Source organism: Nonomuraea phyllanthi (assembly GCF_006334985.2).
Lineage (GTDB): Bacteria > Actinomycetota > Actinomycetes > Streptosporangiales > Streptosporangiaceae > Nonomuraea > Nonomuraea phyllanthi.
The window spans coordinates 126,582-152,377 of record NZ_VDLX02000025.1; the positions used below are offsets into that span (position 1 = coordinate 126,582).

Sequence of the window (25,796 nt, forward strand, 5' to 3'; positions counted from 1 at the left end):
CAACGTCAGGTTTTAGCGTAGCCGCATGCAGATCAACGGAGCACATGTGCTGGTGACCGGGGCCAACCGCGGCCTCGGGCGGCAATTCGTCCTTTCTCTTCTCGAGCGCGGCGCGGGCCGGGTGTACGCCACCGCCCGCCGCCCGGAGCTCGTCGACGTCCCGGGGGTCGTCCCGCTGCGCCTGGACATCACGGACGCGGCATCGGTCGCCGCCGCGGCGGCAGCGGCACCTGAGGTGAAGATCGTCATCAACAACGCGGGGATCTCGACCGGGGCGAATCTGATCGCCGGGGACGTGGAGGCTATTCGCCGCGAGATGGACACCCATTTCTACGGCACCCTCAACGTGATCCGTGCCTTCGCGCCCCAGCTGGCCGACGGCGCGATTCTCAACGTGCTGTCCGCGATCTCGTGGCTCGCCTTCGACGGAGCCGGCGCATACCACGCGGCGAAGGCCGCCGAGTGGGCGCTCACCAACAGCGTCCGCCTGGAGCTGGCTCACCAGCGCACTCTGGTGACGGGTCTGCACCTGGGCGCCGCGGACACCGACATGATGGCCTGGTACGAGGGCGACAAGAGCGCCCCTGAGGTGATCGTGGCGAAGGCCCTCGACGGGATCGAGGCGCACCGGTCCGAGGTGCTCGCCGACGACTGGAGCCGCCAGGTGAAGGCCTGGCTGTCCGAGGACCCGAACGTCATCTACCGGGAAGCGGCGGCCGCCCTCACGGGCTGACCCTGAGGGCGTGGTCCAGCCGGCGGCCCAGATGCGCCGGGGTGGCCCGGCCGCGCCAGGCGAGGTGTGCGTCCGGGCGGATCAGCCATACATCGCGCTGCCGATCGGCCGGGCAGGTGAGTGGCGTGATGGTTTCGCCGAGCCGCTTGCGCGCCTCGGCGAGGTGGGCGGGCGCGCTCCCGGGCGGAGCCAGCAGCGCCCATCGGTGGCCGAGCTCGGCGTGCAGGCGGGTTCGCCTGCCGTCGGGACGCCGGCAGGCCAGGTCGGGGACCCGGTCGCCGGGCCGTGGCCGTCGCCCCAGCCGGGAGGTGAGGCCCGTGGCGAGCGGGCCGCGGCGGTAGGTCACCCACAGCTGGGACGCGACCTGCCCGGCCCGTCGTTGCACCGATGGCATGTTGGCCATGGGCACCAGCACCCGCGTGCGGAGGAAGCGCATCAGCGGGCTGTCGCCGACCTGCAGCCTGGTCGCGGTGGTGGTCCGCCGCGGCACGTCGGTCGCCAGGGGCCGGCGTTCGGCCTCGTAGGTGTCGAGGAGCGCCTCGGTGGCCTGCCCGCGAATGACCAGGGCGAGCTTCCAGGCGAGGTTCTCCGCGTCGCCCATCCCGGTGACCACGCCCTGCCCACCGAGCGGACTGTGGATGTGGGCCGCGTCGCCGGCCAGGAGGACCCGGCCCTGGCGGTAGGTGTCGGCCGGCCTGCGGTGGATGCTGAAGACCGATGTCCAGACCGCGTCCTTGATGCGGATGTCGGTGCGTCCGGTTCGCTCCGGCACGAGGTGGCGAAAGCGTTCCAGGACCTCCTGCTCGCCCCATGCGTCGCCGTCGCCGGCCGGGTCGAGGGCTGCATGCCCATCGCTCAACAGATCCGCGAGATGGTCGCGGGTGACCGGCCCATGTGCCGCGGATAGCTGCGCCCTCTGCTCCCGAAGGATGAAGCCGTGGACGTAGTTGGACAGCGCCGTGATCGTGCGCAGGCCTTCCGGTGAGACAGCCCGACGTCCCGCAGCGTCTGTCCGTCGGTCTGGAGCACGCGTTCGGCCGTGATGCACCGCCCAGCCGTGTGACCAGGCGCTGGTAGATCGCCAGACTGGCGGCTCTGCCGAGCTGTCGCGACGTGACAGCGAACGAGAACCATTTGAGCGGACCGGTCACCGTCACCGGCAGGCGCGCGTCATGGTCACACCACCACTCTGGCAAACTTGGACGGTATAGTCCAGTAGGAGACTCGAATCGAGCGGGTCATACCAGGTTCCATCGCTTTGACACGGTGCCAAGTGGCCCATACCGTCCAGCCAGCAACGAAGATGGAGTGACTGCCATGTCGGCACGTACGGCCCTCATCACGGGCGGCACCAGCGGAATCGGCAGGGCCGCCGCGCGGGCCCTGCACGATCGCGGCTACCGCGTCGCCGTCACCGGACGACGCCAGGAAAGCGTGGAGCGCGCACGAGAAGAACTGCCCGACGATGTCCTTGTCCTGCGATCTGACGCAGGGTCGCTCTCGGACATCGACAAGGTCGTCTCCGACATCGGCGAACACTTCGGGACCCTGACCACGCTGTTCCTCAACGCGGGCGTCAACCGTCCGATGACGCTGGAAACGTTCGACGAATCCGGGTACGACGAAGTGTTCGCCGTAAACACCAAGGGCGTGTTCTTCACCCTGGCCAAGGCGCTGCCGCTGCTCTCGGATGGCGCATCCGTCATCGTCACCGTGGGGATCGGAGCAACCCGCAGCCTCACCGGCAGCTGCGTCGCGGCCGGATCTCACGGCGCGATGCTCGCCATGATCCCCACCCTTGCGCTCGAGCTCGCACCGCGCCGGATACGCATCAACGCGGTCAGCCCGGGAATGACCGACACGCCCATGACGAGAGCATCGATCCGAACCTCGACCGAGGACGTCGCGGGAACGATGGCGACGATGGCCGAGCACAACCCCTTCGGCCGCCTCGCCACACCCGAAGACATCGCCGGCACGGTCGCCTTCCTGGCGTCCGACGATGCGAGCTACGTCACAGGACAGGAGATCGTCGTGTCCGGTGGCGCGGGGTTGGCCATCTGACCGATGCCGTCGGCATACAGTTCGCTGCCTGGCCAAGGCGGCTCCGTCCGCACTCGTCGACCGTCGATCATCGCACTGGTGTACACGGATTCGTTCACCCCCCTGCCGCTGCTCGTGGCCGCGATCGGGCTCGCCGGGGTGTACACCATCCGCTTTCTCCGTGCGGGACGTGGGCCGTTCTACACGACGCTGGCGATCGTGCCCAACACCGAGTACGCACGCGTCGCAGCAAACAGTCTGCGCGAGTCGATCTCGATCAATGGGTGTCTCCAAGCCCGCTTCGAGCCGCTCGTCGCGCATATGGTCCTGCCGCTGTTCGCGCTCGCGAACGCAGGGGTGGTGCCGAGTTCGGACATCCTCGTCGTGGCCGCCGGTTCGTCGGTGCATGGGCGGTCGCCGTGGGCCTGGTGATCGGCCGATTGCCGGGGATCTTCGGGATGAGCGCGCTACCGCATCGGGTGACGGCTCGCGGATCTGTGGGAGTGTCTGCCGCCTCCGCCTCCGCCATCGCCTTCACGCTCGCGACCGTCATCTTCCGCGTCTCCGACGCCATCCGTCCTGACGACGACGCCGGACAGACCCTCGCACACCCCGTCGAACCCGAGCAGGACCACATCCTCGGAGGCCCGAACGCTCCCTTCACCATCGTGGAGTACGGCGACTTCCACTGCGGATTCTGCCTGCGAGCGTCAGGTTCCATTCTCGAAGTCCGCGCGATCCTGGGCGACCGGGTCCGGTACGCCTGGAGGCACGCCCCGCTCACGCGGATCCACTCCCACGCCCTCGCCACGGCGGAAGCCTCCGAAGCTGCTGCCGCTCAAGGCGAGTTCTTCGACTTCGCTCGGGCCGTCTTCGACGACCAAGATCACCAGCAACCGCAGGACATCATCTCCATGGCTCGCAAGCTGGGACTGGACATCGACCAACTCACGAAGGACCTCATCTCCGCAAACACCGCGGGCCGAGCCCGAAACGACATCCTGGACGCCGAGCCGATGAACATCACGGCCGTCCCGACCCTGTTCCTCAACGGCCGACGCCATAACGGTCAGTACGCCACGCAATCACTCCTTCACGCCTTGACTGACCAAGACGGGACACTCGCGGCACGGTGGTGAATCCTCAGACCTTGCGCGCTCCGGACAGGCTGCCCGGCGCACCCCTACGACAGGCCACCTCGAAGGATGCGCGGCGCTTCAACAACGTCCGCCAGACCACCGTCGACATCCCGACCCCTGCGGCGGCAGCGGCCTGACCCGCGCTCCGCACGAACCCCGGAAGGAACATCATCATGGGCTCTGAGCTCTACGAGAAGTTCATGGCACTGCACACTCGTCCCGGCGGGCTCGTCCTCCCCAATGCCTGGGACGCCCCCTCCGCCCTGATCCTCGCCGACGCCGGATTCGAGGCGATCGGCACGTCCTCGGCCGCGCTGGCGGCGATCCTCGGACGCATCGACGGACGCCACGCCGTCAGCCGGGAGGAGCACATCGCCCATGCCGAAGTGATGGCCCGCGCGACCAACCTGCCCGTCAACGGCGACTTCGAAGATGGCTACGGCGACACCCCCGAAGACGTTGCCGCAACGGTGGACGCCGCGATCGAACACGGCCTCGCGGGAATCGGCATCGAGGACACGACCGCGAACCCCGACGCCCCGATCCGCGACTTCGATGACGCCGTCGCCCGCGTCCGCGCCGCAGTGCAGGCCGCGGATCGGAGGATCGTCGTCACCGGCCGTACCGACAACTACCTGCAGGGGCGTCCCGACCTCGATGACACGATCCGTAGACTCACCGCCTTTGCCGAGGTCGGCGCCGACGTGCTCTACGCGCCGCTCGCACCGGACCTCGACTCCGTGGTGAAGATCGTCACCGCCGTCGCACCGACACCGGTGAACGTGCTCATGTCACCGGCCGACCGGGTACTGACGGTCCCGGAGCTGCAGAAGGCCGGTGTCAAGCGCGTAAGTCTTGGCCCCGAGCTGTACGCAAACGCACTGACCGCGCTCGAGCAGGCCGCGAAGGCGTTGAGGCGAGGCGACATCGCCGCCGCGACGTCCGGCATCGGCTTCGGCCGCATCTACGACCTCGTCGCCTCCGCATCCTGACCCACGCCACCACGACCCCGTCAACAGTCACAGAAAGCAGAGACCCATGGACCTCGACAAGATCATGAACAAGCACCTCAGCCGCTACTTCGACGGCAGCAAGACCATCCCGCAGGAGACGGTCGACAAGCTGCTGCAGTTCCTCCGCTCGGCGCCCACGTCGACGAACATCCAGCCCAACCACTTCATCGTGCTGTCCACCCCCGAGGGCAAGGCGAAGCTAGCCGCCAACCTCGGCGAACGGTTCGCCGACAACGGCGAGAAGATCACCAACGCTTCCCACGCGATCATCATGACCACCCGCGCGGACATCCCCGAAGAGCACCTCGACGCCGTGTTCGGCAAGGAGCGCGAAGACAGCCGGTTCCCGACGCTGGACAAGCAGGAGAACTGGGAGCGGATGACGCGCGACTTCGTGAACCTGCGCAAGTACACCTACAAGGACGCGTACCACTGGATGGAGAAGCAGACCTACATGGTGCTGGGCCTCGTGATGATGGCCGCCGCCGAGCTTGGTGTGGAGGCCATGCCCCTGGAGGGCTTCGACCCCGTGCCGATCGACAAGGCCTTCGACATCCGCGAGACCGGCTACACCACGACCGTGCTGCTCGCCCTGGGATACCCCGATCTCACGAAGCAGTACACCACCGCCATCTCCCGGTTCGAGCCCGACCAACTCTTCACCTTCGCGTGATCCAGAAACGAGCCGAACATCATGGACGAACAACAGCTACAACAGGTCGCGCACGACACCGCCACCGCGCTGCCCGGCGTCACCTTCGAGCACCGGACCAACCCCAACTGGGAGACCTACAAGGTCGCGGGCAAGGTCTTCCTCCTCATGACTGACTTGCCAGGACATGCCGTCGTGACCGTCAAGGCCGACCCACGCGACGCCGTCGCGCTCCGCGAACAGTACGAGGAGATCAGCGCGGGCTACCACACCGACAAGCGGCACTGGGTCAGCGCCGCCGCCGGCCCTGGCATCGACGACACCCTGATACGAGGACTGGTGACCGACTCCTACGGCCTCGTCGTCGACAAACTGCCGAAGACCGCGCGCCCCACGACCACACCGAGCGATACGGGGCGGACATCATGACTGGGATCTCATCTGGCACATCGCATGAGACCGCATCGGTTCGGGTGATCAACAGCACCACTTGCACGGGCGCCATCCCCACTGGGGACGTCACCAGTCAGCAGACCGCTCCGGACGGTAACGGCCGGCGTGGTTGGGCATCGGTGGGGGCGGTCGCGCTCGGCGCCTTTGTCATCGTCATGACCGAGACCCTGCCGGTCGGCCTGCTCCCGCAGATCGCCGACGGACTGGGCATCGCGCTCGGCCCGGCAGGACTGATCGTGCTGGTGCCCGGGTTCGCCGCCGCAGTCGCCGCGCCGCTGTTCTACCGCGGATCCAGCAGCTTCAACCGGCGGACCCTCATCCTGGTGCTGGGACTGACCGTGCTCGTCTCCAACGCCGTCGTCGCGATCGCGCCCGGCTTCGCACTCGTGCTGGTCGCGCGGATGCTGTTCGGCGCGACCCTGGGCGCCTTCTGGACGATCGTGTCGCCGGTGGGTCCACGGCTTGTCGGGAAGGCCGGCGGCACCCGGGCGATCTCCATCGTCGCCGCCGGCATCTCCGGTGGGACGGTTGTCGGCCTTCCGGCTGGACAGTTCCTCGGCAACCTCGTCGGGTGGCGCTACACCTTCGCTATTGCCGCTGCGGCGACGCTCCTCATCGTCGCCGCGCAGGCGATCGTCCTGCCGTCGATCCCGCCGCCCGCTCAACGGACCAGACTGACCGACCTCGGTCGCGTCATCGCACGACCAGCTACCCGGTTCGGGATGGCAGCCGGCGCGCTGGCCTTCATCGGGCAGTTCACGGCATGGACGTACATCACACCGTTCCTCGCGGACCACACGCAACTGTCCAGCGGTGCCATCTCTGTGCTCTACGTCCTCTACGGCGTCGCCGGCATCGTCGGATCCGTCATCGCGGGATCGCTGTTCAACCGCGGCGTCGTACCCAGCTTCGCCGGCGCGGCGATCGCCGTGGCGGTGCTGGTCATCGTGCTGGCGTTCACCGGAACGATGCCCTGGTCAGCCGCCGTGCTGCTCGTGCTGTGGGGCGGGTTCTGGGGCATCGTCAACCCCGGCACGCTGGTCTGGATCCTGCACTCCTCGCCCGCCGAGGATCAAGAGGCGGCCTCGGCCGTCAACGTCACCAACCTCCAGATCGCGCTCGCGATCGGCTCTGGTCTCGGCGCAACCCTCGTCTCGTTGACCGCCCTGCAGACGCTCTTCATCGCCTCGGGCGCCATCGTCCTCGCCTCCGGCGTACTCGCTGCGACGTCGACCCGCTTCGTCCGAGTCGACCCGCCGAAGTGAGCGGACTACGGCATTGGACTTGGAGTCCAATGCCACGGATGTGGCGTTGGGGCTCCTCGGCCTTGTCGATTCCCGTCAGCGCGGGCATCGACCCGCGGGGCGCACAGCCGCATACCGACGGATGGGACGTGGGTCGCACGCCTCCTACCGCGCTGGGCGTCGAGGGCATGGGTCGCGTCGCACAGGTCGGCCCGCATGAAGAACCGGTCGCTGGGTTCACGGCGCTCCAGGCTCTCGACAACCTGAACGTCGATGCCGGTACGCGCCCGCGGCTCGTCGGAGCATCCGGCCCCACGACATCCCTCTGCGTCCGCCGTCCCGGGAAGCTCATGATGGGGAATCCCCCCGGGATCGTGCCTGGAGCCGGCGCGCGATGCCGTGCCAGGCCGGTACGTCACGCTCGTCGTCGAAACCTCGGGCGACCACGATGTCCGTGGAGGAGTGCAGGACGATCGACAGCACGATGGTGACGGCGACGAGCTGGAAAACGCTCTGGGCCGCGGTGATGCCGGAGGCGAGGACGATCAGCCCGTAGACCACGGAGGCGAAGCCCTTGGGGCCGAACCAGGCCACCGCCGCCTGCTCGCGTACGCTGAGCCGGGAGCCGAGGAAGGACACCCAGATCGCCACGGGCCGGGCCACCACCAGGGCCAGGATGGCGAACAGCCAGCCCTGCCAGCCGACCGCGCCGAGCAGGGCCGGGGTGATGAGCGCGCCGAAGACCAGCAGCGCGGCGAGCTTGAACAGTTCGGCGATGAGCTCGCCGAAGTGTTCGAAGGACTCGCGTTGCCGTTCCCCGAACGTGGCCACCGTGATTCCGGCGGAGAAGGCGGCCAGGAACAGGTTGCCGTGCGTGGCCTTGCCCACGGCGAGCACCAGCAGGCCGATGGCCAGGGCGTTGAGCGGCTCGTACTGGGTGGAGGCGGAGAACCAGCGGGTCTGCTCCAGCTTGATCGCCAGCCACGGGATGGCGACGCCGATGAGCACGCCGAGCCCGAGTTCGAGCGCCAGCTCGCCGAGATGAAGGTCCCGCGAGCCCGCCGCGATGGCCAGGAACACCATCACGAACGGCAGCGCCAGGCCGTCGTTGACGCCGGACTCGACGTTCAGCAGTTGACGCAGCCGCGGCGGCACCTTCTCGTTGCCCACCAGCGCGGCGGCGAACACCGGGTCGGTGGGCGCCAGGATCGCGCCGATCAGCAGCGACTCGACCCACCCGAGGCCGATCAGGTAGTGCGCGCCGACGGCGGTGACGGCCAGGGTGAGCGGCAGTCCCCAGCCCAGGGCGCGGCCGGGCAGCCGCCAGGCGCCGCGCAGGTCCTTCCAGCCGACCCGCATGCCGTCGGTGAACAGCACGGCGAACAGCGCCAGCTCCGCCAGGGTGCCCACCAGCTCGTCGCCCGGCCGCAGCGACACGACCCCCAGCACTCCGTCGCCCAGCACGAACCCCGCCACGAGGAACAGAGCCGCCGTGGACAGGATCGTTCGGTGGGCAAGGCTGGAGACCAGCACGGCCAGCAGCAGCACACCGGCGAAGGCCGTCAGTAGGGTGCTCATCGAAAAAGCCTCCGTCGGGCTGGGGGGAGAAGACGACCTCACAGGTAGCGCAGCCACAGGTACGGCGCGCACAGCGCGATCGTCACCACGGCCACGACCAGGCCGTACCGGGTGAACTGCCAGAAGCTGATCGGCGTGCCGTTGCGGGCGGCGATGCCCAGGACCACCACGTTGGCCGCCGCGCCCACCGCCGTGGCGTTCCCGCCGAGGTCGGCGCCGAAGGCCAGCGCCCACCAGAACACCTGGGCGTGCGCCTCGCCGCCGCCTGCCTGGACGAGGTCGGCCACGATGGGGCTCATCGTGGCCACGTAGGGGATGTTGTCCACGATCGCCGACAGCGCGCCTGAGGCGCCGAGCAGCAGCATCGTGGTCAGCCCGAGCTGCCCCCGGGTGGCGTCCGCCGCGGCCTGGGACACCTGCCCGATCACGCCGGTGTGCACCAGCGCGCCGACCATGACGAAGAGTCCGGCGAAGAACACCAGCGTCGGCCACTCGACCTCGCGGATGGCCTCCTCGGTGGTGACCCTGGTCGCGGCCACCAGCACCCCGGCGCCCAGCACGGCGACCACGGACGGCTCGTAGTGGAGCACCGGATGCAGCACGAACGCGGCCATGACCAGCGCCAGCACGGTCAGCGACTGCCACAGCAGCCGGGGGTCGGCGATGGCGTCCCGCTCGTTCAGGGCCATCACCTCCGCCGCCCGCTCCTCGTCATAGCGGAAGGCCCGGCGAAACAGCAGCCGGCACAGTCCGATGAAGACCACCATCAGCACGATCACCATCGGTGCCATGTGGACGAGGAAGTCGTTGAAGCTCAGGCCGGCGCGGCTGGCGATGATGATGTTCGGCGGGTCGCCGACCAGGGTGGAGGCGCCGCCGATGTTGGAGGCCATGGCCTCGGCGATGAGGAACGGCGCCGCGGGCAGCGCCAGCCGCTCGCACACCAGGAACGTCACCGGCGCGATCAGCAGCACGGTGGTGACGTTGTCCAGCAGCGCCGACGCCAGTGCGGTGATCACGACCAGCAGCACCATCAGCCGGTACGGCCGACCCCTGGCACGCTTGGCGGCCCAGATCGCCAGGTACTCGAACACGCCGGTCTGCTTCAGCACCCCGACGATGACCATCATGCCGAGCAGCAGGAAGATGACGTTCCAGTCGATGCCGGTCTCTTCGGAGAAGAACGCCGCCCCGGCGTCGGTGGCGTGGATCAGCAGCATGATCCCCGCCCCGCCGAGCGCCGCCGCGACGCGGTGGATCTTCTCGCTGGCGATCAGCGCGTACGCGCCCAGGAAGACCGCCACCGCGATCCATGCGAGGACCGTCACGTGGACACCGCCCAGTCCATCAGCGCCTGCAGCGTGACCGCTCCCACCAGCCGCGCTCCGTCCACCACCGCCACCAGCGGGCTGTGCGTGCGGGCCATCAGCGCCGCCAGTTCCAGCACGGTGGCGTCGGGATCGGTGATCGGCAGCTCGCGAGCCTGCCTGGGCAGCGCCTCGCGCACGGTCCGGCCGGCCAGGGACCGGAGGAAGCGATCGGCGTGCTCCTCGTCCACCACTCTCGCCAGTGCCGGATCCTCCTGGCAGTAGTCCGGCACCGCGAGTCTTAACACCTGGGTGCCCGGCAGGATGCTCAGCGGCAGCCCGTGCGCGTCGAGCACGATGAGCCCTGGCAGCCGCTGGGCCGACAGGAGCCGTGCGGCTTCGTACACCGGGGTGTCCAACGTGACGGACGGGAAGGGAGTGACCAGGTCGCGCGCACGCATCAGCGGCCTTTCGTGATCGACAAAGGGAACCGCCGACCAGACTTCCCGGCACACCTGCCTACAACGTACCAAGAGGTGTCCAATCGTCGCTCCCGCCCCCGCTCTAGGCGGGACGGCAGCGGAGCAGGAATGCTCCGCTTCCAATATCTAGATATTGGAAGCAATATCAGAATATTGTCCGTGGCATGGAAGTGAGCCGTGAGAGGCCGCACGATGATCTGACCGCCCGGGCGCGGATCAGAGACGCGGCGCTGGCCCAGTTCGCCAAGCGCGGCGTCAAGTCCGCCAGGCTGCAGGACATCGCCGAGGCGGCGGGCGTTTCCGTGGGGCTGGTGCAGCATCATTACGGCACGAAGGACGGCCTTCGGGAGGCCTGCGACGAGCATGTCCGCGACGTCGTCCTGGGTGCCGCCGAGCAGGTCCGGGAAGGAGCCGACGTCAGCCCCGAGTTCCTGCGGGGGATGTACGACGCAAGCGAGCTCAGCGTCCGCTATCTCGCCCGTGCCCTGGTCGAGGGCTCGCCGGTGGCGGCGGCGCTGTTCGACGAAGGCGCCGAAGCCGCCGAGCGCTTCTTCGCGGAGACCTGGCCCGAGGAGTTCTCTCCCGGCGAGGCGAAGGTACGCGAACGCGCCGTCGTGATGGCGGCCATGCACCTCGGCACGATCGTCCTCCACGAGCACCTGTCCCGGCGGCTCGGCGTCGACGTGCTGCAGCGCGCGAACGCCGGCCTGATCGGCAGCGCCCTGGCCGATGTCTACGCACACATGGGGGAGTGGGCCGCGGCGGAGCAGGGAGCCCGGCTCCGCCGGGCCGTCACCGACTTTCACGCGAAGGAGCACCCCGATGCCTGATGCGATCCAGGTCCATCAGCTGGTCAAGAACTTCGGCCGGGTCCGCGCGCTGGACGGCCTGGACATGACCGCGCGCGAAGGAGAGGTGCACGGGTTCACCACTACTTCGGCTCCAAGCAGGCGCTCGTCGAAGCCGTGATGGAGCGGATGGCCGACCAGATCGCCACGGCCCTGGCCCCGGTGGCCACCGATCCGGACCTGCCGGGGCTGGAGAAGCTGCGGCGGTTCTTCGGCGCGCTGGGCCGCTGGAAGGGCCGGCGTCGTGACCTGCTCCTCGCGCTGCTGCGCGTGTGGCAGTCCGACGACAACGCCGTCGTCCGGCAGAAGTTGCGACCGGGCATCGCGGACCGGGTCGCACCGCTGCTCGCGGCCGTCCTCCGCCGGGCGAGGGACGACGGCGAGACGGCGGTGCCGTATCCGGAGCAGACGGCGAGGGTCGTGGTCTCCCTCATCCAGGACCTCAACGACCGGCTCGGCGACATGGTGCTCTCCTTCGACGAGACCGGCCGGCCGGACCTGCCGGCCGCGCAGGAGACCGTCGCCGCCTACACCTGTGCCCTGGAGCGGATCCTCGGCCTGCCCGCGGAGTCCATCGTGCTGGTCGACCCCGCCGTCCTGCGTTCATGGTTCACCCCGAACGGAGACGAGACATGACGATCGTCCTGGCTGTCCTGATGGCGCTGTTCTACCTCCAGGGCCTGGCCAAGTTCGGCCTCTGGCTGCTTGTCCCCTACAGCACCAGGATCCGGCGGATCTCCTCCTACTACGCCCGCGACCAGCGGGTCATCAGCCTCTACGACACCGTCACGCTCGTGTGCGTCGTGGCCGTCGTCGCCTTGCAGTTCGCCTCCGGGATGAACGCGCCGAGCTTCGTGGCCGGGCTGCTCGTCGGCATGAACCTCATCCAGATCTTCTTCCACCGCTTCAACCGGCCACTGCCCGACGACAGGAAGCCGCCCGCGCCCGCCCCGCCGAACGTGACGATGTCGTACGCCATCCAGGCCCGTCCCGCCCTCGGCTGGCGGGAGATCATCATCATGGCGGTGCTCTCAGCATGGGCGCTGTACGTCATCGTCGCCCAGGTGATCCTGGGCTAGTACTCCCGCCGCCCTTCCTGTGCTGCGGGTGGCCCGGATCGCGGCGCTGTCCTTCTCTGAGACGGAACATCGAGCCCGAAGCCGCGCGGGCCTCGGCGCGTCGTGCGAGAGGCGCGCCACGCCACTGGCGACACTGGTGAGGGCGATGAGGATCAGGACGCTGCTCCGGACCAGCGGCGAGCAAGGGAGGAGGCGGGCCATTGAGCGGATTGATCGCCACGATATCCCTGCTCGGCCTCGCCCTGGCCGGGGTGGGCGTCCTCTATGGCGCGGCCTGGTGGTTGAGGACGACCGGAGTGCCGATCGCCGCCCGGCCCTTCGGCGCGGGGCTGGAACCAGCCGAACACGCGGTGAGCAGATTCCATGTGCGCTGGTATCCGGTGACGATGCTGTTCCTCGCCTTCGACATGGAGATGGTCTTCATGTATCCGTGGGTCCGGGTCATCTCGGCCGTGGGTCCTGGCGCCGTGATCGAGATGTTCACCTTTCTGGCCGTCCTCCTTGCCGGTGTGGTGTACGCCTGGCGCGAAGGCGCGCTGCGATGGACCTGACCGCCGTCCTGCTGAAAGCGGTGGCCGCCCGTCCGCGCGTGCTGGTGACCACGCTCCCCGGCGCGACCCCGGTACGCCTGGCAGCGGAGCGGCACCTGCGCTCACGTGACCTGCCGCGAGCGGTCACGCCGGCGGACGCCGACGTCCTGCTCGTCGCGGGCACCCACGATCCGGGGCTGGAGGCGGCGCTCGAGCGGCTGTGGCAGGACATGCCCGCCCCCCGCTTCCGGGCGCACGCGGCAAGCGCCGGGGATGTCGCCGCCGCCATCGAGACGGCCTGCTCGCACCTGGCGGACCCGAGTGAACAGCGAGCCCACGAACGGGGCGGAAGGAGCTTGCCCGGGGAGGATCAGGGCGGCCACGATGCCCCTGACCATGCGAGCCCCGAAGGGCGGGCCGGCGATCACAGCGGACAGGGTGGCGGCGGGATGGCGATGCCGGCCGGATTGCCGATGGCCGCGCAGGGGCCGGACCGTGACGGGCTGATGCTGGACCAGCTGCACGTCGCGCTCGGGCCGCTCCTGGCCGACTGGCCCGAGGGGTTGATCCTCCGTCTCACGCTGCAGGGTGACGTCATCCAGCGGGCCGAACTGTCGCTGCCGGCACCACGTCGTCCGCCGTCCGCGGTCCCGTTCTGGACGGAACCGTGGGCGCGCGCCGCTGCGGGCGAGCAGGTCCACGCCGCGGAGGCGGCCCGCCGCCGGGCGGCCGGCCACCTCGACAGCATGGGCAGGTTCCTGGCCGTGGCGGGATGGCAGGCGGCGGCCACGACGGCACGACGGCTGCGCGACGAGCTCTTGGGGGGCGCGGGGGCCGCGTCCGTCCGTCCGGCCGCCGAGCGCTTTGCCCGGCAGGTCGGCCGCTCGCGCACGCTCTCCTGGCTGACCCGTGGCCTGGGGCGGCTTTCGTCGGCCGACGCGGTTGCCGCGGGCATCCGCGGGCCGGCGGCGCGCGCGGACGGCGACGTGCCGGCCCGCTACCGGCTGTGGCTCACGGCTGCGCTGGAAGACCTGGACCGGCTGGAGGACCGCCGGTTGCTCGATCCGGCCCGGGAGGAGCCCCCGCGCGGCCGGCTGGGCGGGCCACCCTCACCGTCGACGGGCCTGGCCGGAGCGTTGCCGCGGTTGCTTGAGGGCGCCGAACTGGGCGCAGCCCGGCTGATCGTGGCCAGCCTCGACCCGGATCCGGACGAATGGGTGGCGCAGCCCGTGGAGAGCGCTCATGGTTGACGCCGCACCGTGGTGGGCCGTGGTCACCGCTCCGGTCCTTCTCGCGGCCTTCGCCCTGTGCGCGATCGGCTACGACGCCGTTCTGGCGGCGCGGGAGGCGGCCCGGCCGATCAGGATGACCACGCCGGCCCGTCCCCTGCTGGAGGTGCCGCGCCTGCTGGTGTCGCAGCCACGCCGCCTGCCCGCTCCCGATGCGCTGCTGTGGCGGACGGGCGTGATCACAGTGCCGGTCGCGGCCGTGCTGTCCACCGCGGTCATCCCCTTCGGCCACGTCGTCGTCGCCGACCTGCCGGTGGGCGTCGTGTGGTTCAACGCGATGGAGGTGCTGACCTGGGCCGGGCTGTGGATGGCCGGATGGGGGCCGAACGCCGTGTTCAGCCTCGTCGGCGGCTACCGCTATGTCGCCCAGGGACTGGCTTACGAGCTGCCGTTGATGTTCGCCCTGATGACGCCCGCCATCCGCGCCCAGTCCTTGCGTGTCGGCGACATCGCCGCCGCTCAGAGCCAGGTGTGGTTCGCGGTGTGGATGCCGGTGGCGTTCGTGGTCTATCTCGCGGGCGTGCTGGCGTTCAGCTTCCTCGGGCCCTTCTCCTACCCCGTGGGCCAGGACATCGCCGGCGGCCTGCTCGGGGAGGCGTCCGGTGTTGATCGGCTGTTGCTGTCGGCGGGCCGATGGCTGCTGCTCGCCGCCGGATCGGCCATGGCGGTTCCGCTGTTCCTCGGCGGCGGCGCGGGGCCCGTCCTGCCCGCCTGGACGTGGTCGGCGATCAAGACCCTGGCGGTGCTCGCCCTGCTGGTGTGGGTGCGAAGGCGGCTACCGGTGATCCGCGCCGACCGCTACGTGGAGCTGGCCTGGGTCGTCCTCATTCCCCTGACGGTCCTGCAGGCGCTCGTCCCGGCGCTGGTCGTGCTGGGCGGCGGTCGGTAGGCGGCATTTCGTGCAGGTGACGCTCTGTGGAGGTGACGTTTCGTGGAGATGGCGGTGTTCTGGGTGCTGGCCGTGCCGGCCCTGGCCGGGGGCGTGCTGGTGTTCCGCTGCGGCTCCATGGCCAGGGCGACGTTCGCGCTGCTGTCGTCGCTGATCTGCGTGGGCGGTGAGGTGGTGCTGCTGGGACTGCCGTACCTGGGGGTCGTCATCATCCTGATGATGGTCATGGAGATGGTCGTCATGGCCGTATTCATGATCGCGTACATGATGAACCCTGCGGGCCTGACACCGATGTCGATGGTCCACAACAAACGCGGCTCAGCGGTCATCAGCGTGGCCGTCTTCGTGGCGCTGGCCGCCGGGATCTTCCTGGTGCCATGGCCCCGGCGGGCCGGTTCACCGCCGCCGGACACGACGTTCCAGGTGGGCGTGTCTCTCATGGGCGGGCAGATGCTGACGATGATCACGCTTGGGTTCGTCCTGCTGGCGACCATGGTGGGCGCGACCGTGCTGGCCACCCGGCGTGGCCGTTATGACCGGTTCGGCGATGACCTCGACCGGCGCCCGGCGCACGATCCGGCAGGGGGAGGTGTGGGTCGATGACGCTGCACCTCTTCCTCCTGCTGGCCGCCGGGCTGTTCGCGATCGGTGTGTACGGGGCGCTGTCGCAGCAGTCCATCGTCATGATCATGATGGGCATCGAACTGATGATCGGCGGCGTCATCGTCGCCGCCGCCGCGTTCTGGTCGTTCCTCGCTCCCGCCGCGGCGAGTGGACAGGTCATCGTCGTGGCAGCGGTCGTGGCGATGGCCGTCGAGATGGCGATGGGCTTCGCTGTCACCACCGCCATCTTTCGTGCCCGCCGGGTGGACACGACCGACCTGGCGGAGGACCTCAAAGGATGAGCGCACTCGCCTGGGCGCTGATCGTCACGCCGCTGGGCGCGGGGGCCTTGCTCGGCCTCACCGGCCACCGCTTCGAACGGCGGGTTCCCGGTCTGGGCGTCGCCGCGGCCGTGGTGACGCTCGGCCTGGCCGTCGTCGCCGCGGTGATGCGGCCCGAGGCGAGCTCGCCCCTGTTCGCGGGCATCCGGGCGGGGCTCGAGGTGGACGGACTGTCCGCCGTCCTGGTGGTCACGGTCGCCGCGGTCACCCTCGCGGTCCTGGCCTTCTCCGCGGGGGAACTCGGCAGGGGAGGGAACGGGGGGCGGTTCTTCGGGCTCATGCTGGTGTTCGCCGGCGCCATGCTCGTGACCGTCACGGCGACGACGCTGCCGTTGCTCCTGATGGGATGGGAGGTGATGGGTGCCGCGAGCTGGGCGCTGATCGGGTTCTGGTGGCACGAGCCCGCCCGGGTTCGCGCCGCCGACACCGCGTTCCTCACCACCCGGACCGCCGACCTCGGACTGTATCTCGCCGCCGGAGCGGCCCTGGCCGGCGGCGTCGGCTCGCTGAGCCTCGACGCCCTCCCGGGCGCGGCGTCGCCGTGGCTGCACCTGGTCGGTGCCGGGGTGGTGCTTGCCGCCCTGGGCAAGTCCGCGCAGCTGCCGTTCTCCTTCTGGCTCTCGCGTGCCATGGAGGGCCCCAGCCCCGTCTCCGCGCTGCTGCACTCGGCCACCATGGTCGCCGCCGGCGCGTATCTGCTGCTCCGGCTCGAGCCCCTGCTGGTCGCCACCGGCTGGGCCGGCCCGTTCGTCGCCTGGGCCGGCGCCATCACCGCGCTGGCCCTGGGACTCGTCGCGGTAGCGCAGAGCGACCTCAAGCAGTTGCTGGCGGCGTCCACCGCGGCCCAGATCGGCTTCATGGTGCTCGCCGCCGGAAGCGGCGCTGTGGTCGGCGGCGCCCTGCACCTGGTCGCGCACGCCGCGACCAAGGCCGGGCTGTTCCTGGCCGCGGGGGCATGGCTGACCGCCCTGGGCACCAAACAGCTGCCCGCGCTGCGCGGCGCCGCCAGAACCTACCCGGTCGTCGGCGCCGCCTTCACCGCTGGAGCGCTCGCGCTGGCGGGGCTGCCGCCGCTGTCGCTCTGGGTCACCAAGGACGAAGTCCTGGCCGCCGCGATCGAGCGCGGCCCCGGGCTGTACGCGATCGGCCTGGTGGCCGCCGCGGTGTCCGCCCTCTACAGCGTCAAGGCGCTCTGGTACGTCTGGCGAGCACTGCCGGCGAACGCCTCCGACGCCTACGACCGCGAGAAGCAGGGAACCCGCAGGATCAGCCCGGCCATGGCTCCGCCGCTGCTCGTGCTCTCGTTCGCCGCCGCCACCCTGGGCGTCTTCGGGCTCCCGGGGCCGTCCGCCTGGCTGCGCGCAGCGGCCGGTGGCGCCGATGAGCCTGCTCCGCGGCTGTGGGAGCCGGCCCTGTCGGCGGGTGTCGCGCTCGCCGCCGCCGGACTCGCCTGGTGGAGAGGAGACCGCGCGGTTCCCGTTCCTGCGGGCTCGCGCCGGTGGCTGGGCCTGGAACAGGCGGCGTACGCGCTGGTGGCCCGGCCCGTGACGGCTCTGGCCCGGCTGCTGGCCGTCTTCGACGACCGCGTCGTCGACGGTGCGGTGCGGCAGGTCGCGCGCGGGGGAGTGGCGGCGGCCCGGCTCGCCCGCCGTGCCGACGACGGCGGGATCGACGCTGCGGTGCGTGCGGTCGCGATCGCCGCACGCCGGCTCGGCAGGCGGGCGCGTCGCCCGCAGACCGGGCTGCTGCACCAGTACTACGCCCAGGTCGCGATCGGCTTCGCGGTGTTGCTCCTTCTCGTGCTGGTGCTGAGGTGACGGCGTGCTGACGGTGGTCGTCTTCCTTCCGCTGCTGGCGTGCGCGGTACTGCTGCCGGTGCGGCGCCGGCTTCACGACCGCGCGTACAGCTGGGCCTGGATCGCCACCAGCGCGGCCGATCTGGCCCTCGTCATCGTCTTGTGGGCCGGTCTCGACGCCGGCGGCGGCCTGCAGTACGAGCAGCGGGCGCGCTGGATCCCGGGCGCCGGAGTGAGCTACCACGTCGGCGTGGACGGGCTGTCCCTGCCACTGGTGGCGCTGACCTGCCTGCTCTTCCTCGCCGTCGCCGTGTACTCGTTGCGGGAACGGCGCCGGATCCGCTCCTACGTGTGCCTGTTCCTCTTCCTGCAGACGGTCTGCCTGGGCCTGTTCGTCGCCCTCGACCTCATCCTGTTCTTCGTCTTCTTCGACCTGTCGATCGTCGGCATGTTCTTCGTCATCGCTGGCTGGGGGCACGGCGAGCAGGGACGCGCGGCGGCGCTGAAGTTCTTCCTGTACACCTTCATCGGCTCGCTGGCCTTGCTGCTGGGCTTCATCGGCCTGTATCTGGCTGCCTTCCCGCACACCTTCGACATGGTCGAACTGGCCCGGGCCGACCCTCTGGCCGGCCGGGGCACATACGCGGCGCTGGTCCTGCTGGCGATCGGCGCCGGCCTGGCCGTCAAGACCCCGACCGTGCCGTTCCACACGTGGCTGCCGCCCGCGCACACCGACGCTCCCGCCGCGGGTTCCGCCATCCTGGCCGGGGTGCTGCTGAAGATGGGCACCTACGGTTTCGTCCGCATCGCGATGCCTCTGCTGCCCGCCGGCTGGCGCGCCCACGCGCTGGTCTTCATCGTCGTGGGCGTCGTCTCGGTCGTCTACGGGGCGCTGGTCGCCCTGGCTCAGACCAACTTCAAACGGATGATCGCCTATACCTCCGTCAATCACATGGGGTACGTCATCCTCGCGGTCGGCGCCGCCGGCGTGCTCGCCGGCACCGACGTCCAGGCCCGCTCCCTCGCGGTGACCGGAGCAGTCACCCAGATGGTCAGCCACGGCCTGCTCACCGGCGCTCTCTTCCTGCTCACCGGCGCGCTACATGACCGCGGCGGAACGTACGAGATGGACGCGTACTCAGGACTGGCCTCCCCCACACCGAAACTGGCCGCCGCCACCGCCGTCGCCGCGTTCGCCAGCCTCGGCATCCCGGGCTTCTCCGGCTTCGTCGCCGAATTCCAGGTCTTCACCGGCAGCCTCGCCTCCCAGGCTGTGGCCACCGCCATCGCCCTGACCGGGATCGTCATCACCGCAGCCCTGTTCCTGCGGGCCCTGCGCCGCATGTTCCTGGGCCCGGTACGCCTGCCGCCCGCCGTCGGCGGCGAATTTCGCGATCTGGCCGCCACGGAATCGTTCTCCATCGTGCCGCTGCTGGGACTTTCCCTGCTCATCGGCATCGCGCCCCGCTTCCTGCTGGACGTCATCGAACCAGCCGGCCGCACCCTGGTGGAGCTGGTCGCCAGGTGAACGAGAACCTCACCGCACTCGTCCCCGAAATCGCGCTGCTCGCCGCGGCCGTCATCGGACTGCTCGCCGGATCATGGCTGCCCCGCCGCCGTCAGTGGATCATCGCGGCACTGGCCGCCGCGGCGTGCGTGACCGGTATGATCGCCACCGCCTTCACGATGGCCGAAGGCCGGGAGCAGACGGTGTTCTCCGACGCCTTCGCCGTCGACACCGCCACCGACGCCGGGCGGCTGACCGTCCTCGGCGCCCTGCTGCTCGTGGGCGCGATGTCGGTGGAGAGAATGCGCCATCACCGGCGCGAGGCCGAATACTACGTGCTGCTGCTCCTGACAGGAGCCGGAACCCTCGCCATGATCGGCGCGAACGACCTGCTCATGCTCTTCGCCGGCTACCTACTCGCCGGCGTCCCCGCCTACGCGCTCGCCGGTTTCGCCAAGGACGCCGCGGGCACCGAGGCCGCCCTGAAGTACTACCTGATGGGAGCCCTGCTGGGCACCGTCATGCTCGCCGGGATCGCGACGACGTACGGCGCGGGCCACGCCACGCTGTACGGGGAGCTGAGGACCGCGCTGCCCTCCGCCGCGTACGGCCTGGTGGCGACCGGCCTCGTCGCGCTGCTGGCGGGAGTGCTGTTCAAGATCGGCGGCGTGCCCGCCCACTTCTGGGTCCCCGACGTCACCGACGGTGCCATGGCGCCGGTGGCCGCATATGTCACCACCCTTCCAAAAATCGGCGGGTTGATCGCCGCGTACCGGCTCCTCCACCAAGCGCTGCCCACCAGCGAGGTGAACTGGCCGCTGCTGCTGGCCGTCCTCGCGGCCCTGTCCATGACACTCGGCAACCTGGCCGCGTTCTTCCAGACCTCGGTCAAGCGACTGCTCGCCTACTCCACCATCAGCCAGGTCGGCTACCTGCTCATGGCGGTCGCCGTCGCCACCCGCAGCGACCTCGCCCAGCGGGGCCTGCTGTTCTACCTGGCCGCCTACGCCCTCACCAACCTGGGCGCCTTCGCCGTCGTCACCGAACTCCCCGACGCCCGCACCCTCGACGACTACCGCGGCCTCGCCCGCCATCGCCCAGGACTGGCCGCCGTCCTGGTCATCTGCCTGCTCGGGCTGGTCGGCACACCACCCACCGGGGTCTTCCTCGGCAAGCTCCAGGTCTTCAGCGCGGCCATCGACGGCGGCTACACCTGGCTCGCCGCCCTCGCCGTCACCAACACCGTCGCCTCCCTCTTCTACTACCTGCGCTGGCTTGCCCCCGTCTTCTGGAGCACTGCCGGCGACACGCCCGCGGACGCCGCCGGGCGCTGGTCCGCCGCGGTGGCCTACGTCGCCGGTGCGGGATCCCTGGCGCTCGGCATCGCCGGCGGGGCCGCGCTTCCCCTCACCACCGGCCCCCTGCTCCCTTGATCGGGACGACGCCGACCATGCGGCCGCGGGCGCGTGGGACGGCCGCAGCCCCGGGTCGCGGAAGGCCGCCGGTGGCGCTACGTGACCACCGGTTCGGTCGCGGTGCCGGACGCCTGGCGCAGCACGTCGGCGAGCTTGGTGTCCTTTCCCGCGAGGAGGGAGCTCACGTACCCCATGACGAAGGGCACCCGGGTGAGCCCGAGCATGACGCGCCGGATGCGCAGGTCGGTCGGCGAGGCGGGCAGGAACCAGCGGGCCATCGACCGGGCGTTGCGCTGCTTCTCCTCGGCCACGGGCCGCCACAGGCGCTCGAACTCGGCGGCTCCCCGCTCGATGCTCCGGGTGTGCGCGAGCCGATCGGCGAGCAGGAAGGCGCCGGCGATGCCGAGCGACGCGCCCTGCCCGGCGATCAGCGACACGGCGTAGGCGGCGTCCCCGAGCAGGACGACCCGGCCGCTGCTCCACTGCGGGAGCTCGATCTGGGCGACCTGGTCGTAGTAGATCTCCTCGGCCGGCGGGCACAGCTCCAGCGCGCGCGGCGTCACCCAGCCCAGACCGGTGTAGGCCCGCTGGATCGCCGGCCGCGGGTCGTCCGGAATCGTGGGGTCGGCGCTGCGGTGCACCGCGAACGTGGCGACGCGGCCGTCGCGCAGCCCGTACAGGCCCAGCTGCCGGTCGATGGAGTCGGTGAGGCAGAACGCGCTCTTGGTGGCGGCGTGCACGTCGGGCGCGTCGAAGGTGAACGCCGCCGTGTGCAGGCCCAGGTAGCGCAGGTAGCGCTCCTCCGGCCCGAACACCAGCCGGCGGACGGTCGAGTGGATCCCGTCGGCGCCCACGAGCAGATCGGCGTCCAGGACGGTGCCGTCCTCCAGCGTGACCGCCACGCCGCCGGGGCGATCGGCCACGTCGGTCAGCGCCGTGCCGTAACGCAGCTCGACCTCGGCCGGAAGGTTCCCGGCCAGCACGGCCTCGATGTCGGGGCGCATGAGGCTCAGCAGCCGGCCGCGGGAGAAGCTCTTGGTCTGGATCGTGGAGCGGCGGCGGCCGTCCCCGTCGACCAGGTGCCCCTCGTCATAGTGGTAGGCCACGCGTTCCAGCGCCGGCAGCAGCCCCATGGCCTCGGACGCTTCCAGCCCGGGGCCGAAGAAGTCGATCATGTATCCCTGGGGGCGCGGCCCCGGCGCCCGTTCGACCACCACGACCTCGCCGCCCTGCGCGGCGAGCAGGTGCGCCAGGGCGAGGCCGCTGATCCCGGCCCCGCAGATCACTGTTCGCATTGTCGTTCCTCCTCGGGGGATGCGGACACGAGCCTGAGCAGCACCGCCGAGGGAGCGTTCGCCTTCAGACCCAGGCCGCGGTGCAGCAGGACGCCGTCCAGGGAGGCCGCCAGGACGGCGGCGGTCTCGAACGGCGCGGGCACCCCGTGCCGTTCCAGCCACGCGCCGAAGCGCTGCCGGAACTCGGCGACCACCCCGGCGATCCGCTCGCGCAGGTCGTCGTCGCGGGTGCTCGCCAGATACGCCTCGACGAACAGCAGCGAGGTGGCGTCGGCGCCGGTGTACTCGTCGGCCGACGCGAGCATCGTCTCGATCGCCTCGGCGGGCGTCCGGGTGGTTTCCAGCAGCTCGTACAGCCCGGCCAGCAACTGCCTCATCCGGCTGGTCGCGGCCTCGTTCAGCAGGCTCTGCAACGAGGGGAAGTGGTAGTGCACCACGCTCGGCGTCACCCCGGCGCGCTCGGCGAGGATCCGCGTGCTCACCGCGGCCCAGCTGCGTTCGGGGATGAGCTCGGCCGCCGCGTTCAGCAGCCGTTCCCGGACCGCGCGCCCGCGCTCGGCCGCCGGCGAGACCATCGCTCCTCCCTACTAGGGCGATCGCCCTGTACGACTGCCCTGATAGTACGCCGCACCCGGGCCGCGCTCAAGACCGGGCAGAAGGCCGATGGGCCGGCCGCACCAGGGCCGCCCTGAATGGGAGCCGTGGTTAGCCCAGGTTCCGCGAGGCCCACGCGAAGTAGGACAGCGCCTGCTCGCGGAAGGTCCGGGGCCGCCAGGACAGGTTCCGGCGGGCCAGGCCGATGGCGCCGGCGGCGTCCCGGCCCAGGCGGGCGTCCGGGTCGAGGTCGAGCTCGGCCTCATCGGGGGGCACGACGCGCACGAGGCCGCGCCCGGCCTGCTCCTCGGCGATGCGCAGCAGCTCGCGGAAGGGGACGCGCCGGCCGGTCCCCAGGTTGTACGTGATGCCGTCCGGCCCTGCCCCTCGGACGAGCAGCGCGAGGGCGCGGGCGGCGTCCTCGGCGTTGAGCCAGCCGAACAGCTTGCCGGGCCGGGCCACCACGTACGGCATCCCGAACAGCTGCCCGTAGCGGGCGACCACGCGCTCGGCGACCGCCTTGCTGATGCCGTAGAGCTCGCCGGGGTCGAGCGGCCCGGCCTCGGGTTGCGGGTCGAGCCCGGGGGTGCCGTCGCCGTAGACGGCGCAGCTGCTGACGTGGACCAGCCGCCTGCTCGCCGCCGGCGCGGGCAGGAGGGAGGCATGGAGCTGCAGATCGCGCTCGACCGGCTGCCCCTCGACCGCGCAGTGGCCCTGGCCGCGCTCGTCGCCCCGCACGCCGACTGGATCGAGGTCGGGACGTCGCTGATCAAACGGTACGGGGTGGCGGCGATCAGGGCCGTCGTGGACGCGGCCGGCCCGGTCCCGGTGCTCGCCGACACCAAGACGGCCGACGACGCCTCGACCGAGTTCGAGATGTGCTTCGAGGCCGGGGCCAGGGCCGTCACGGTGCTCGGCCTGACGTCGGACGCCACGGTGCGGGCCGCGGTCGCCATCACGGCCGGGCGAGGGGCGGAGCTGGTCGTCGACCTGCTGTCGGTACGCCCGCCGCGCCGCGCGGACCTTCTCGCGTCGATCGGACCGGCTCCCCACGTCCTGTGGGCGCCTCACGTGGGCAAGGACGCCCAGCAAGAAGACCAGGAAGCCCGAGGGACCGCCGCCCGGGTGACCGGGGAGCTCGGCCCCTGGGCGCGGGGCCTGCGGACGGCCCTCGGCGGCGGACTCCGTACGGCCGACCTCGCCGCGCTCGCCCCCGCATGGCCGCACCTGCGCGCCATCGTCGGCGGCGCCGTCACCTCCGCCCCTGACCCCCTGGCCGCCGTCATCGAGCTGCGGGCCGCCACCGAGCGGCCCTCGGAAGGAACGCCATGACCACCCCACCCGCCACCGGCCCGAACCTGCTGGACGTCGTCCAGGCGGAGGTGTCCGGCGTGCTGGCCGGGATCGACCCCTCCGCGCTGTCGGCGGTGGCGGACCTGCTGGACCGCGCACCGCGGATCTTCGTGGCGGGCGAGGGCAGGTCCGGGTTCATGGCCAGGGCCTTCGCCATGCGCCTGGTCCACCTCGGCCGCACGGCGTACTTCGTCGGCGACACCTGCACGCCCGCCACGAGGCGGGGAGACCTGCTCGTCGCCGTCTCGGGTTCGGGCACCACGGCGGCCACGGTCCGCGCCGCCGAAGCGGTGACCGGCGGCGGGGGCGCCGTGCTGGCGGTCACCACCGCGCCCGCGTCGCCCCTGGCCGCCGGCGCGGCCCACGTCCTGCACGTCCCGGCGGCCACCAAGCACCGGCGCGACGACGAGGCGGCCACGGTGCAGCCCCTGTCGAGCCTGTTCGACCAGTGCGCGCACCTGGTGCTCGACTGCGTGTGCCTGGAGCTGGCCCGGCGGCACGGGGTGACGGACGAGCAGGCCGCGCGGGCCCACGCGAACACCGAGTGAGCTTCGCCCGGACGGTCAGCGCGGGGATTCGGCACGCAGGAACACGCACTCCATCGCCACCTGGGCCGCGAGGCTGCCGGTGAGGCCGGCGTGGTCGTGGGGCGGGCTCACGGTGTTGACGTCGAAGGCGACGAAGTCGAGGCCGCGCAGCCCGCGCAGGATGCTCAGCCCTTCGCGCACCGTGAGCCCGCCCCAGGACGGCGTGACCACCCCGGGCGCCGCCGAAGGGTCGAAGACGTCCATGTCCCAGCACAGGTAGACCGGGACCCCGGCGAGCCGGGCGCGGATCCGCTCGACGAGCGCGGGCACGCCCATGGCCGTCAGCTCGTTCATCGTGACGACCTCGTAGCCGAGGTCGCGGGCCACGCCCACGATCCCGGGGTGGCCCCGGTAGTCGGTGTCGCGCATGCCCACGTGCATTGACCCGGCGGGGTCGATCAGGCCCTCGGTGACGGCGTGGACGAAGGTGTTGGCGTTGTTGTACTCGTACGGGTAGATGCCCTCGTAGGCGTCGGTGTGCGCGTCGAAGTGCAGGACGGCGAAGTCGCCGTGATGCTCCTTGACGGCGCGGAGCTGGGGCAGCGTCACCGCGCCGTCACCGCCGAAGGTCAGGGGCACCGCGCCCGCCTCGAGGATCCGCGACACTCCTGCCCGGATCGCCGGGAAGCTCTGCTCGACGTTGCCGGGCAGGACCTCGACGTCCCCCATGTCGACCACGCCCAGCTCCTTGAGCAGGTTCACCCCGAACCCGTCGAGGTGCTCGGCGACGAGGGCGGAGTGCCCGCGCACGTGCGCGGGCCCGGAACGCGCGCCGATGCGCGTGGGGTGATAGCCCATGTCGAACGGCACGCCCATGACGACGAGCCCGCTCCCGGACAGGTCGCCGCCGGCGGGGACCCCGAAGAGCGTACCGACCGGCAGGACCGACATGGCATCCATAGGAGCCCAAGTTGTCCCTGTGCGGACGCCCGTTCCGGGCTGAAAATCGGGGGTGGTTGCTCGCCGACGCCGGTTTGATGGTGATCTTCGAGATCGTTTAGGAGCCGGGTGCTGGGAACCGCGCTG

Annotated in this window: 30 protein-coding genes; 22 read left to right on the top strand and 8 right to left on the bottom strand. The window is 70.7% G+C overall.

Annotated features, from left to right (window positions below; genetic code table 11):
• Positions 1-25 precede the first annotated feature (25 nt).
• Positions 26-733, top strand: coding sequence for an SDR family oxidoreductase (locus FH608_RS44470; protein WP_139637078.1), 708 nt, complete (start codon positions 26-28; stop codon positions 731-733).
• Here FH608_RS44470 and FH608_RS44475 read toward each other — a convergent pair.
• Positions 723-1,592 (bottom strand): FAD-dependent monooxygenase, encoded by an 870-nt coding sequence (locus FH608_RS44475; RefSeq protein WP_226900462.1) that lies wholly within the window; start codon positions 1,590-1,592, stop codon positions 723-725. The genes FH608_RS44470 and FH608_RS44475 overlap by 11 nt on opposite strands.
• A 458-nt stretch (positions 1,593-2,050) precedes the next feature.
• Here FH608_RS44475 and FH608_RS44480 point away from each other — a divergent pair, with 458 nt between their 5' ends.
• The 7 genes from FH608_RS44480 (at position 2,051) to FH608_RS44505 (ending at position 7,298) form a co-directional block, all read left to right on the top strand.
• Complete coding sequence (locus FH608_RS44480; protein ID WP_139637080.1) at positions 2,051-2,797, top strand: SDR family oxidoreductase; 747 nt, start codon at positions 2,051-2,053, stop codon at positions 2,795-2,797.
• Positions 2,798-2,875: 78 nt separating this feature from the next.
• On the top strand, positions 2,876-3,208 hold the full coding sequence (locus FH608_RS53475) for a Na+/H+ antiporter NhaA (protein WP_226900463.1): 333 nt from the start codon (positions 2,876-2,878) through the stop codon (positions 3,206-3,208).
• On the top strand, positions 3,196-3,915 hold the full coding sequence (locus tag FH608_RS53480) for a DsbA family protein (protein WP_226900464.1): 720 nt from the start codon (positions 3,196-3,198) through the stop codon (positions 3,913-3,915). Before FH608_RS53475 ends, FH608_RS53480 begins: the two co-directional genes overlap by 13 nt.
• Positions 3,916-4,088: 173 nt before the next feature.
• Complete coding sequence (locus FH608_RS44490; RefSeq protein WP_226900465.1) at positions 4,089-4,907, top strand: isocitrate lyase/PEP mutase family protein; 819 nt, start codon at positions 4,089-4,091, stop codon at positions 4,905-4,907.
• A gap of 46 nt (positions 4,908-4,953) precedes the next feature.
• Positions 4,954-5,601 carry a nitroreductase family protein gene (locus FH608_RS44495; RefSeq protein ID WP_139637082.1) on the top strand — a complete coding sequence of 216 codons (648 nt, stop codon included), beginning with the start codon at positions 4,954-4,956 and terminating at the stop codon, positions 5,599-5,601.
• A gap of 21 nt (positions 5,602-5,622) precedes the next feature.
• Positions 5,623-6,009, top strand: coding sequence for an MmcQ/YjbR family DNA-binding protein (locus FH608_RS44500; protein WP_139637083.1), 387 nt, complete (start codon positions 5,623-5,625; stop codon positions 6,007-6,009).
• 44 nt (positions 6,010-6,053) lie between these two features.
• Entirely contained in the window at positions 6,054-7,298 is a 1,245-nt protein-coding gene (locus FH608_RS44505) for an MFS transporter (RefSeq protein ID WP_193318973.1), read from the top strand.
• A gap of 327 nt (positions 7,299-7,625) precedes the next feature.
• On the opposite strand, the gene FH608_RS44510 is transcribed toward FH608_RS44505, so the two are convergent.
• Genes FH608_RS44510 through FH608_RS44520 form a run of 3 tightly spaced genes read right to left on the bottom strand, consistent with a single transcriptional unit; the run spans position 7,626 to position 10,623 of the window.
• Complete coding sequence (locus tag FH608_RS44510) at positions 7,626-8,855, bottom strand: cation:proton antiporter (RefSeq protein ID WP_139637085.1); 1,230 nt, start codon at positions 8,853-8,855, stop codon at positions 7,626-7,628.
• A 38-nt stretch (positions 8,856-8,893) separates the two neighbouring features.
• Complete coding sequence (locus tag FH608_RS44515) at positions 8,894-10,183, bottom strand: ArsB/NhaD family transporter (RefSeq protein WP_139637086.1); 1,290 nt, start codon at positions 10,181-10,183, stop codon at positions 8,894-8,896.
• Positions 10,180-10,623: a CBS domain-containing protein gene (locus FH608_RS44520; RefSeq protein ID WP_139637087.1), complete on the bottom strand. Its 444-nt coding sequence runs from the start codon at positions 10,621-10,623 to the stop codon at positions 10,180-10,182. Before FH608_RS44520 ends, FH608_RS44515 begins: the two co-directional genes overlap by 4 nt.
• 185 nt (positions 10,624-10,808) lie before the next feature.
• Between FH608_RS44520 and FH608_RS44525 the strand changes: the two genes are divergently transcribed.
• The 12 genes from FH608_RS44525 (at position 10,809) to FH608_RS44580 (ending at position 20,959) form a co-directional block, all read left to right on the top strand.
• Positions 10,809-11,474, top strand: coding sequence for a TetR/AcrR family transcriptional regulator (locus tag FH608_RS44525; RefSeq protein ID WP_139637088.1), 666 nt, complete (start codon positions 10,809-10,811; stop codon positions 11,472-11,474).
• Positions 11,467-11,613 (top strand): hypothetical protein, encoded by a 147-nt coding sequence (locus FH608_RS44530; protein ID WP_317135619.1) that lies wholly within the window; start codon positions 11,467-11,469, stop codon positions 11,611-11,613. Before FH608_RS44525 ends, FH608_RS44530 begins: the two co-directional genes overlap by 8 nt.
• Before the next feature lie 8 nt (positions 11,614-11,621).
• Positions 11,622-12,128: a hypothetical protein gene (locus FH608_RS44535; RefSeq protein ID WP_139637089.1), complete on the top strand. Its 507-nt coding sequence runs from the start codon at positions 11,622-11,624 to the stop codon at positions 12,126-12,128.
• Positions 12,125-12,571 carry a hypothetical protein gene (locus FH608_RS44540; RefSeq protein ID WP_139637090.1) on the top strand — a complete coding sequence of 149 codons (447 nt, stop codon included), beginning with the start codon at positions 12,125-12,127 and terminating at the stop codon, positions 12,569-12,571. Before FH608_RS44535 ends, FH608_RS44540 begins: the two co-directional genes overlap by 4 nt.
• 200 nt (positions 12,572-12,771) lie before the next feature.
• Positions 12,772-13,122, top strand: coding sequence for an NADH-quinone oxidoreductase subunit A (locus tag FH608_RS44545; RefSeq protein WP_139637091.1), 351 nt, complete (start codon positions 12,772-12,774; stop codon positions 13,120-13,122).
• A complete protein-coding gene (locus FH608_RS44550) occupies positions 13,113-14,351 on the top strand; it encodes a hypothetical protein (protein WP_139637092.1) in 1,239 nt (412 codons plus the stop codon). Before FH608_RS44545 ends, FH608_RS44550 begins: the two co-directional genes overlap by 10 nt.
• Complete coding sequence (locus FH608_RS44555) at positions 14,344-15,279, top strand: complex I subunit 1 family protein (RefSeq protein ID WP_139637093.1); 936 nt, start codon at positions 14,344-14,346, stop codon at positions 15,277-15,279. Before FH608_RS44550 ends, FH608_RS44555 begins: the two co-directional genes overlap by 8 nt.
• A gap of 48 nt (positions 15,280-15,327) precedes the next feature.
• Complete coding sequence (locus FH608_RS44560) at positions 15,328-15,882, top strand: NADH-quinone oxidoreductase subunit J family protein (protein WP_139637116.1); 555 nt, start codon at positions 15,328-15,330, stop codon at positions 15,880-15,882.
• Positions 15,879-16,184 (top strand): NADH-quinone oxidoreductase subunit NuoK, encoded by a 306-nt coding sequence (locus tag FH608_RS44565; protein WP_139637094.1) that lies wholly within the window; start codon positions 15,879-15,881, stop codon positions 16,182-16,184. The genes FH608_RS44560 and FH608_RS44565 overlap by 4 nt, the downstream gene beginning before the upstream one ends.
• The gene (locus FH608_RS44570) at positions 16,181-18,040 is read left to right on the top strand and encodes an NADH-quinone oxidoreductase subunit 5 family protein (RefSeq protein WP_139637095.1); all 1,860 of its coding nucleotides are present in this window, start codon (positions 16,181-16,183) and stop codon (positions 18,038-18,040) included. The genes FH608_RS44565 and FH608_RS44570 overlap by 4 nt, the downstream gene beginning before the upstream one ends.
• Before the next feature lie 4 nt (positions 18,041-18,044).
• Positions 18,045-19,547 (top strand): complex I subunit 4 family protein, encoded by a 1,503-nt coding sequence (locus FH608_RS44575; RefSeq protein WP_139637096.1) that lies wholly within the window; start codon positions 18,045-18,047, stop codon positions 19,545-19,547.
• Positions 19,544-20,959, top strand: coding sequence for an NADH-quinone oxidoreductase subunit N (locus tag FH608_RS44580; RefSeq protein WP_139637097.1), 1,416 nt, complete (start codon positions 19,544-19,546; stop codon positions 20,957-20,959). Before FH608_RS44575 ends, FH608_RS44580 begins: the two co-directional genes overlap by 4 nt.
• A gap of 77 nt (positions 20,960-21,036) precedes the next feature.
• Here the strand turns inward: FH608_RS44580 and FH608_RS44585 are convergent, their stop codons facing one another.
• The 3 genes from FH608_RS44585 to FH608_RS52095 form a co-directional block, all read right to left on the bottom strand.
• Positions 21,037-22,236 carry an FAD-dependent monooxygenase gene (locus tag FH608_RS44585; protein ID WP_139637098.1) on the bottom strand — a complete coding sequence of 400 codons (1,200 nt, stop codon included), beginning with the start codon at positions 22,234-22,236 and terminating at the stop codon, positions 21,037-21,039.
• Positions 22,224-22,811 (bottom strand): TetR/AcrR family transcriptional regulator, encoded by a 588-nt coding sequence (locus FH608_RS44590; RefSeq protein ID WP_139637099.1) that lies wholly within the window; start codon positions 22,809-22,811, stop codon positions 22,224-22,226. Before FH608_RS44590 ends, FH608_RS44585 begins: the two co-directional genes overlap by 13 nt.
• A gap of 130 nt (positions 22,812-22,941) precedes the next feature.
• Positions 22,942-23,568, bottom strand: coding sequence for an NAD-dependent epimerase/dehydratase family protein (locus FH608_RS52095; protein ID WP_153263227.1), 627 nt, complete (start codon positions 23,566-23,568; stop codon positions 22,942-22,944).
• Here FH608_RS52095 and FH608_RS52100 point away from each other — a divergent pair.
• On the top strand, positions 23,494-24,162 hold the full coding sequence (locus FH608_RS52100; protein WP_193318974.1) for an orotidine 5'-phosphate decarboxylase / HUMPS family protein: 669 nt from the start codon (positions 23,494-23,496) through the stop codon (positions 24,160-24,162). The two genes, FH608_RS52095 and FH608_RS52100, sit on opposite strands and share 75 nt — an antisense overlap.
• Complete coding sequence (hxlB, locus tag FH608_RS44600) at positions 24,159-24,731, top strand: 6-phospho-3-hexuloisomerase (protein ID WP_139637101.1); 573 nt, start codon at positions 24,159-24,161, stop codon at positions 24,729-24,731. The genes FH608_RS52100 and hxlB overlap by 4 nt, the downstream gene beginning before the upstream one ends.
• Positions 24,732-24,746: 15 nt before the next feature.
• On the opposite strand, the gene FH608_RS44605 is transcribed toward hxlB, so the two are convergent.
• Entirely contained in the window at positions 24,747-25,661 is a 915-nt protein-coding gene (locus FH608_RS44605) for an arginase family protein (protein ID WP_139637102.1), read from the bottom strand.
• Positions 25,662-25,796 lie beyond the last annotated feature (135 nt).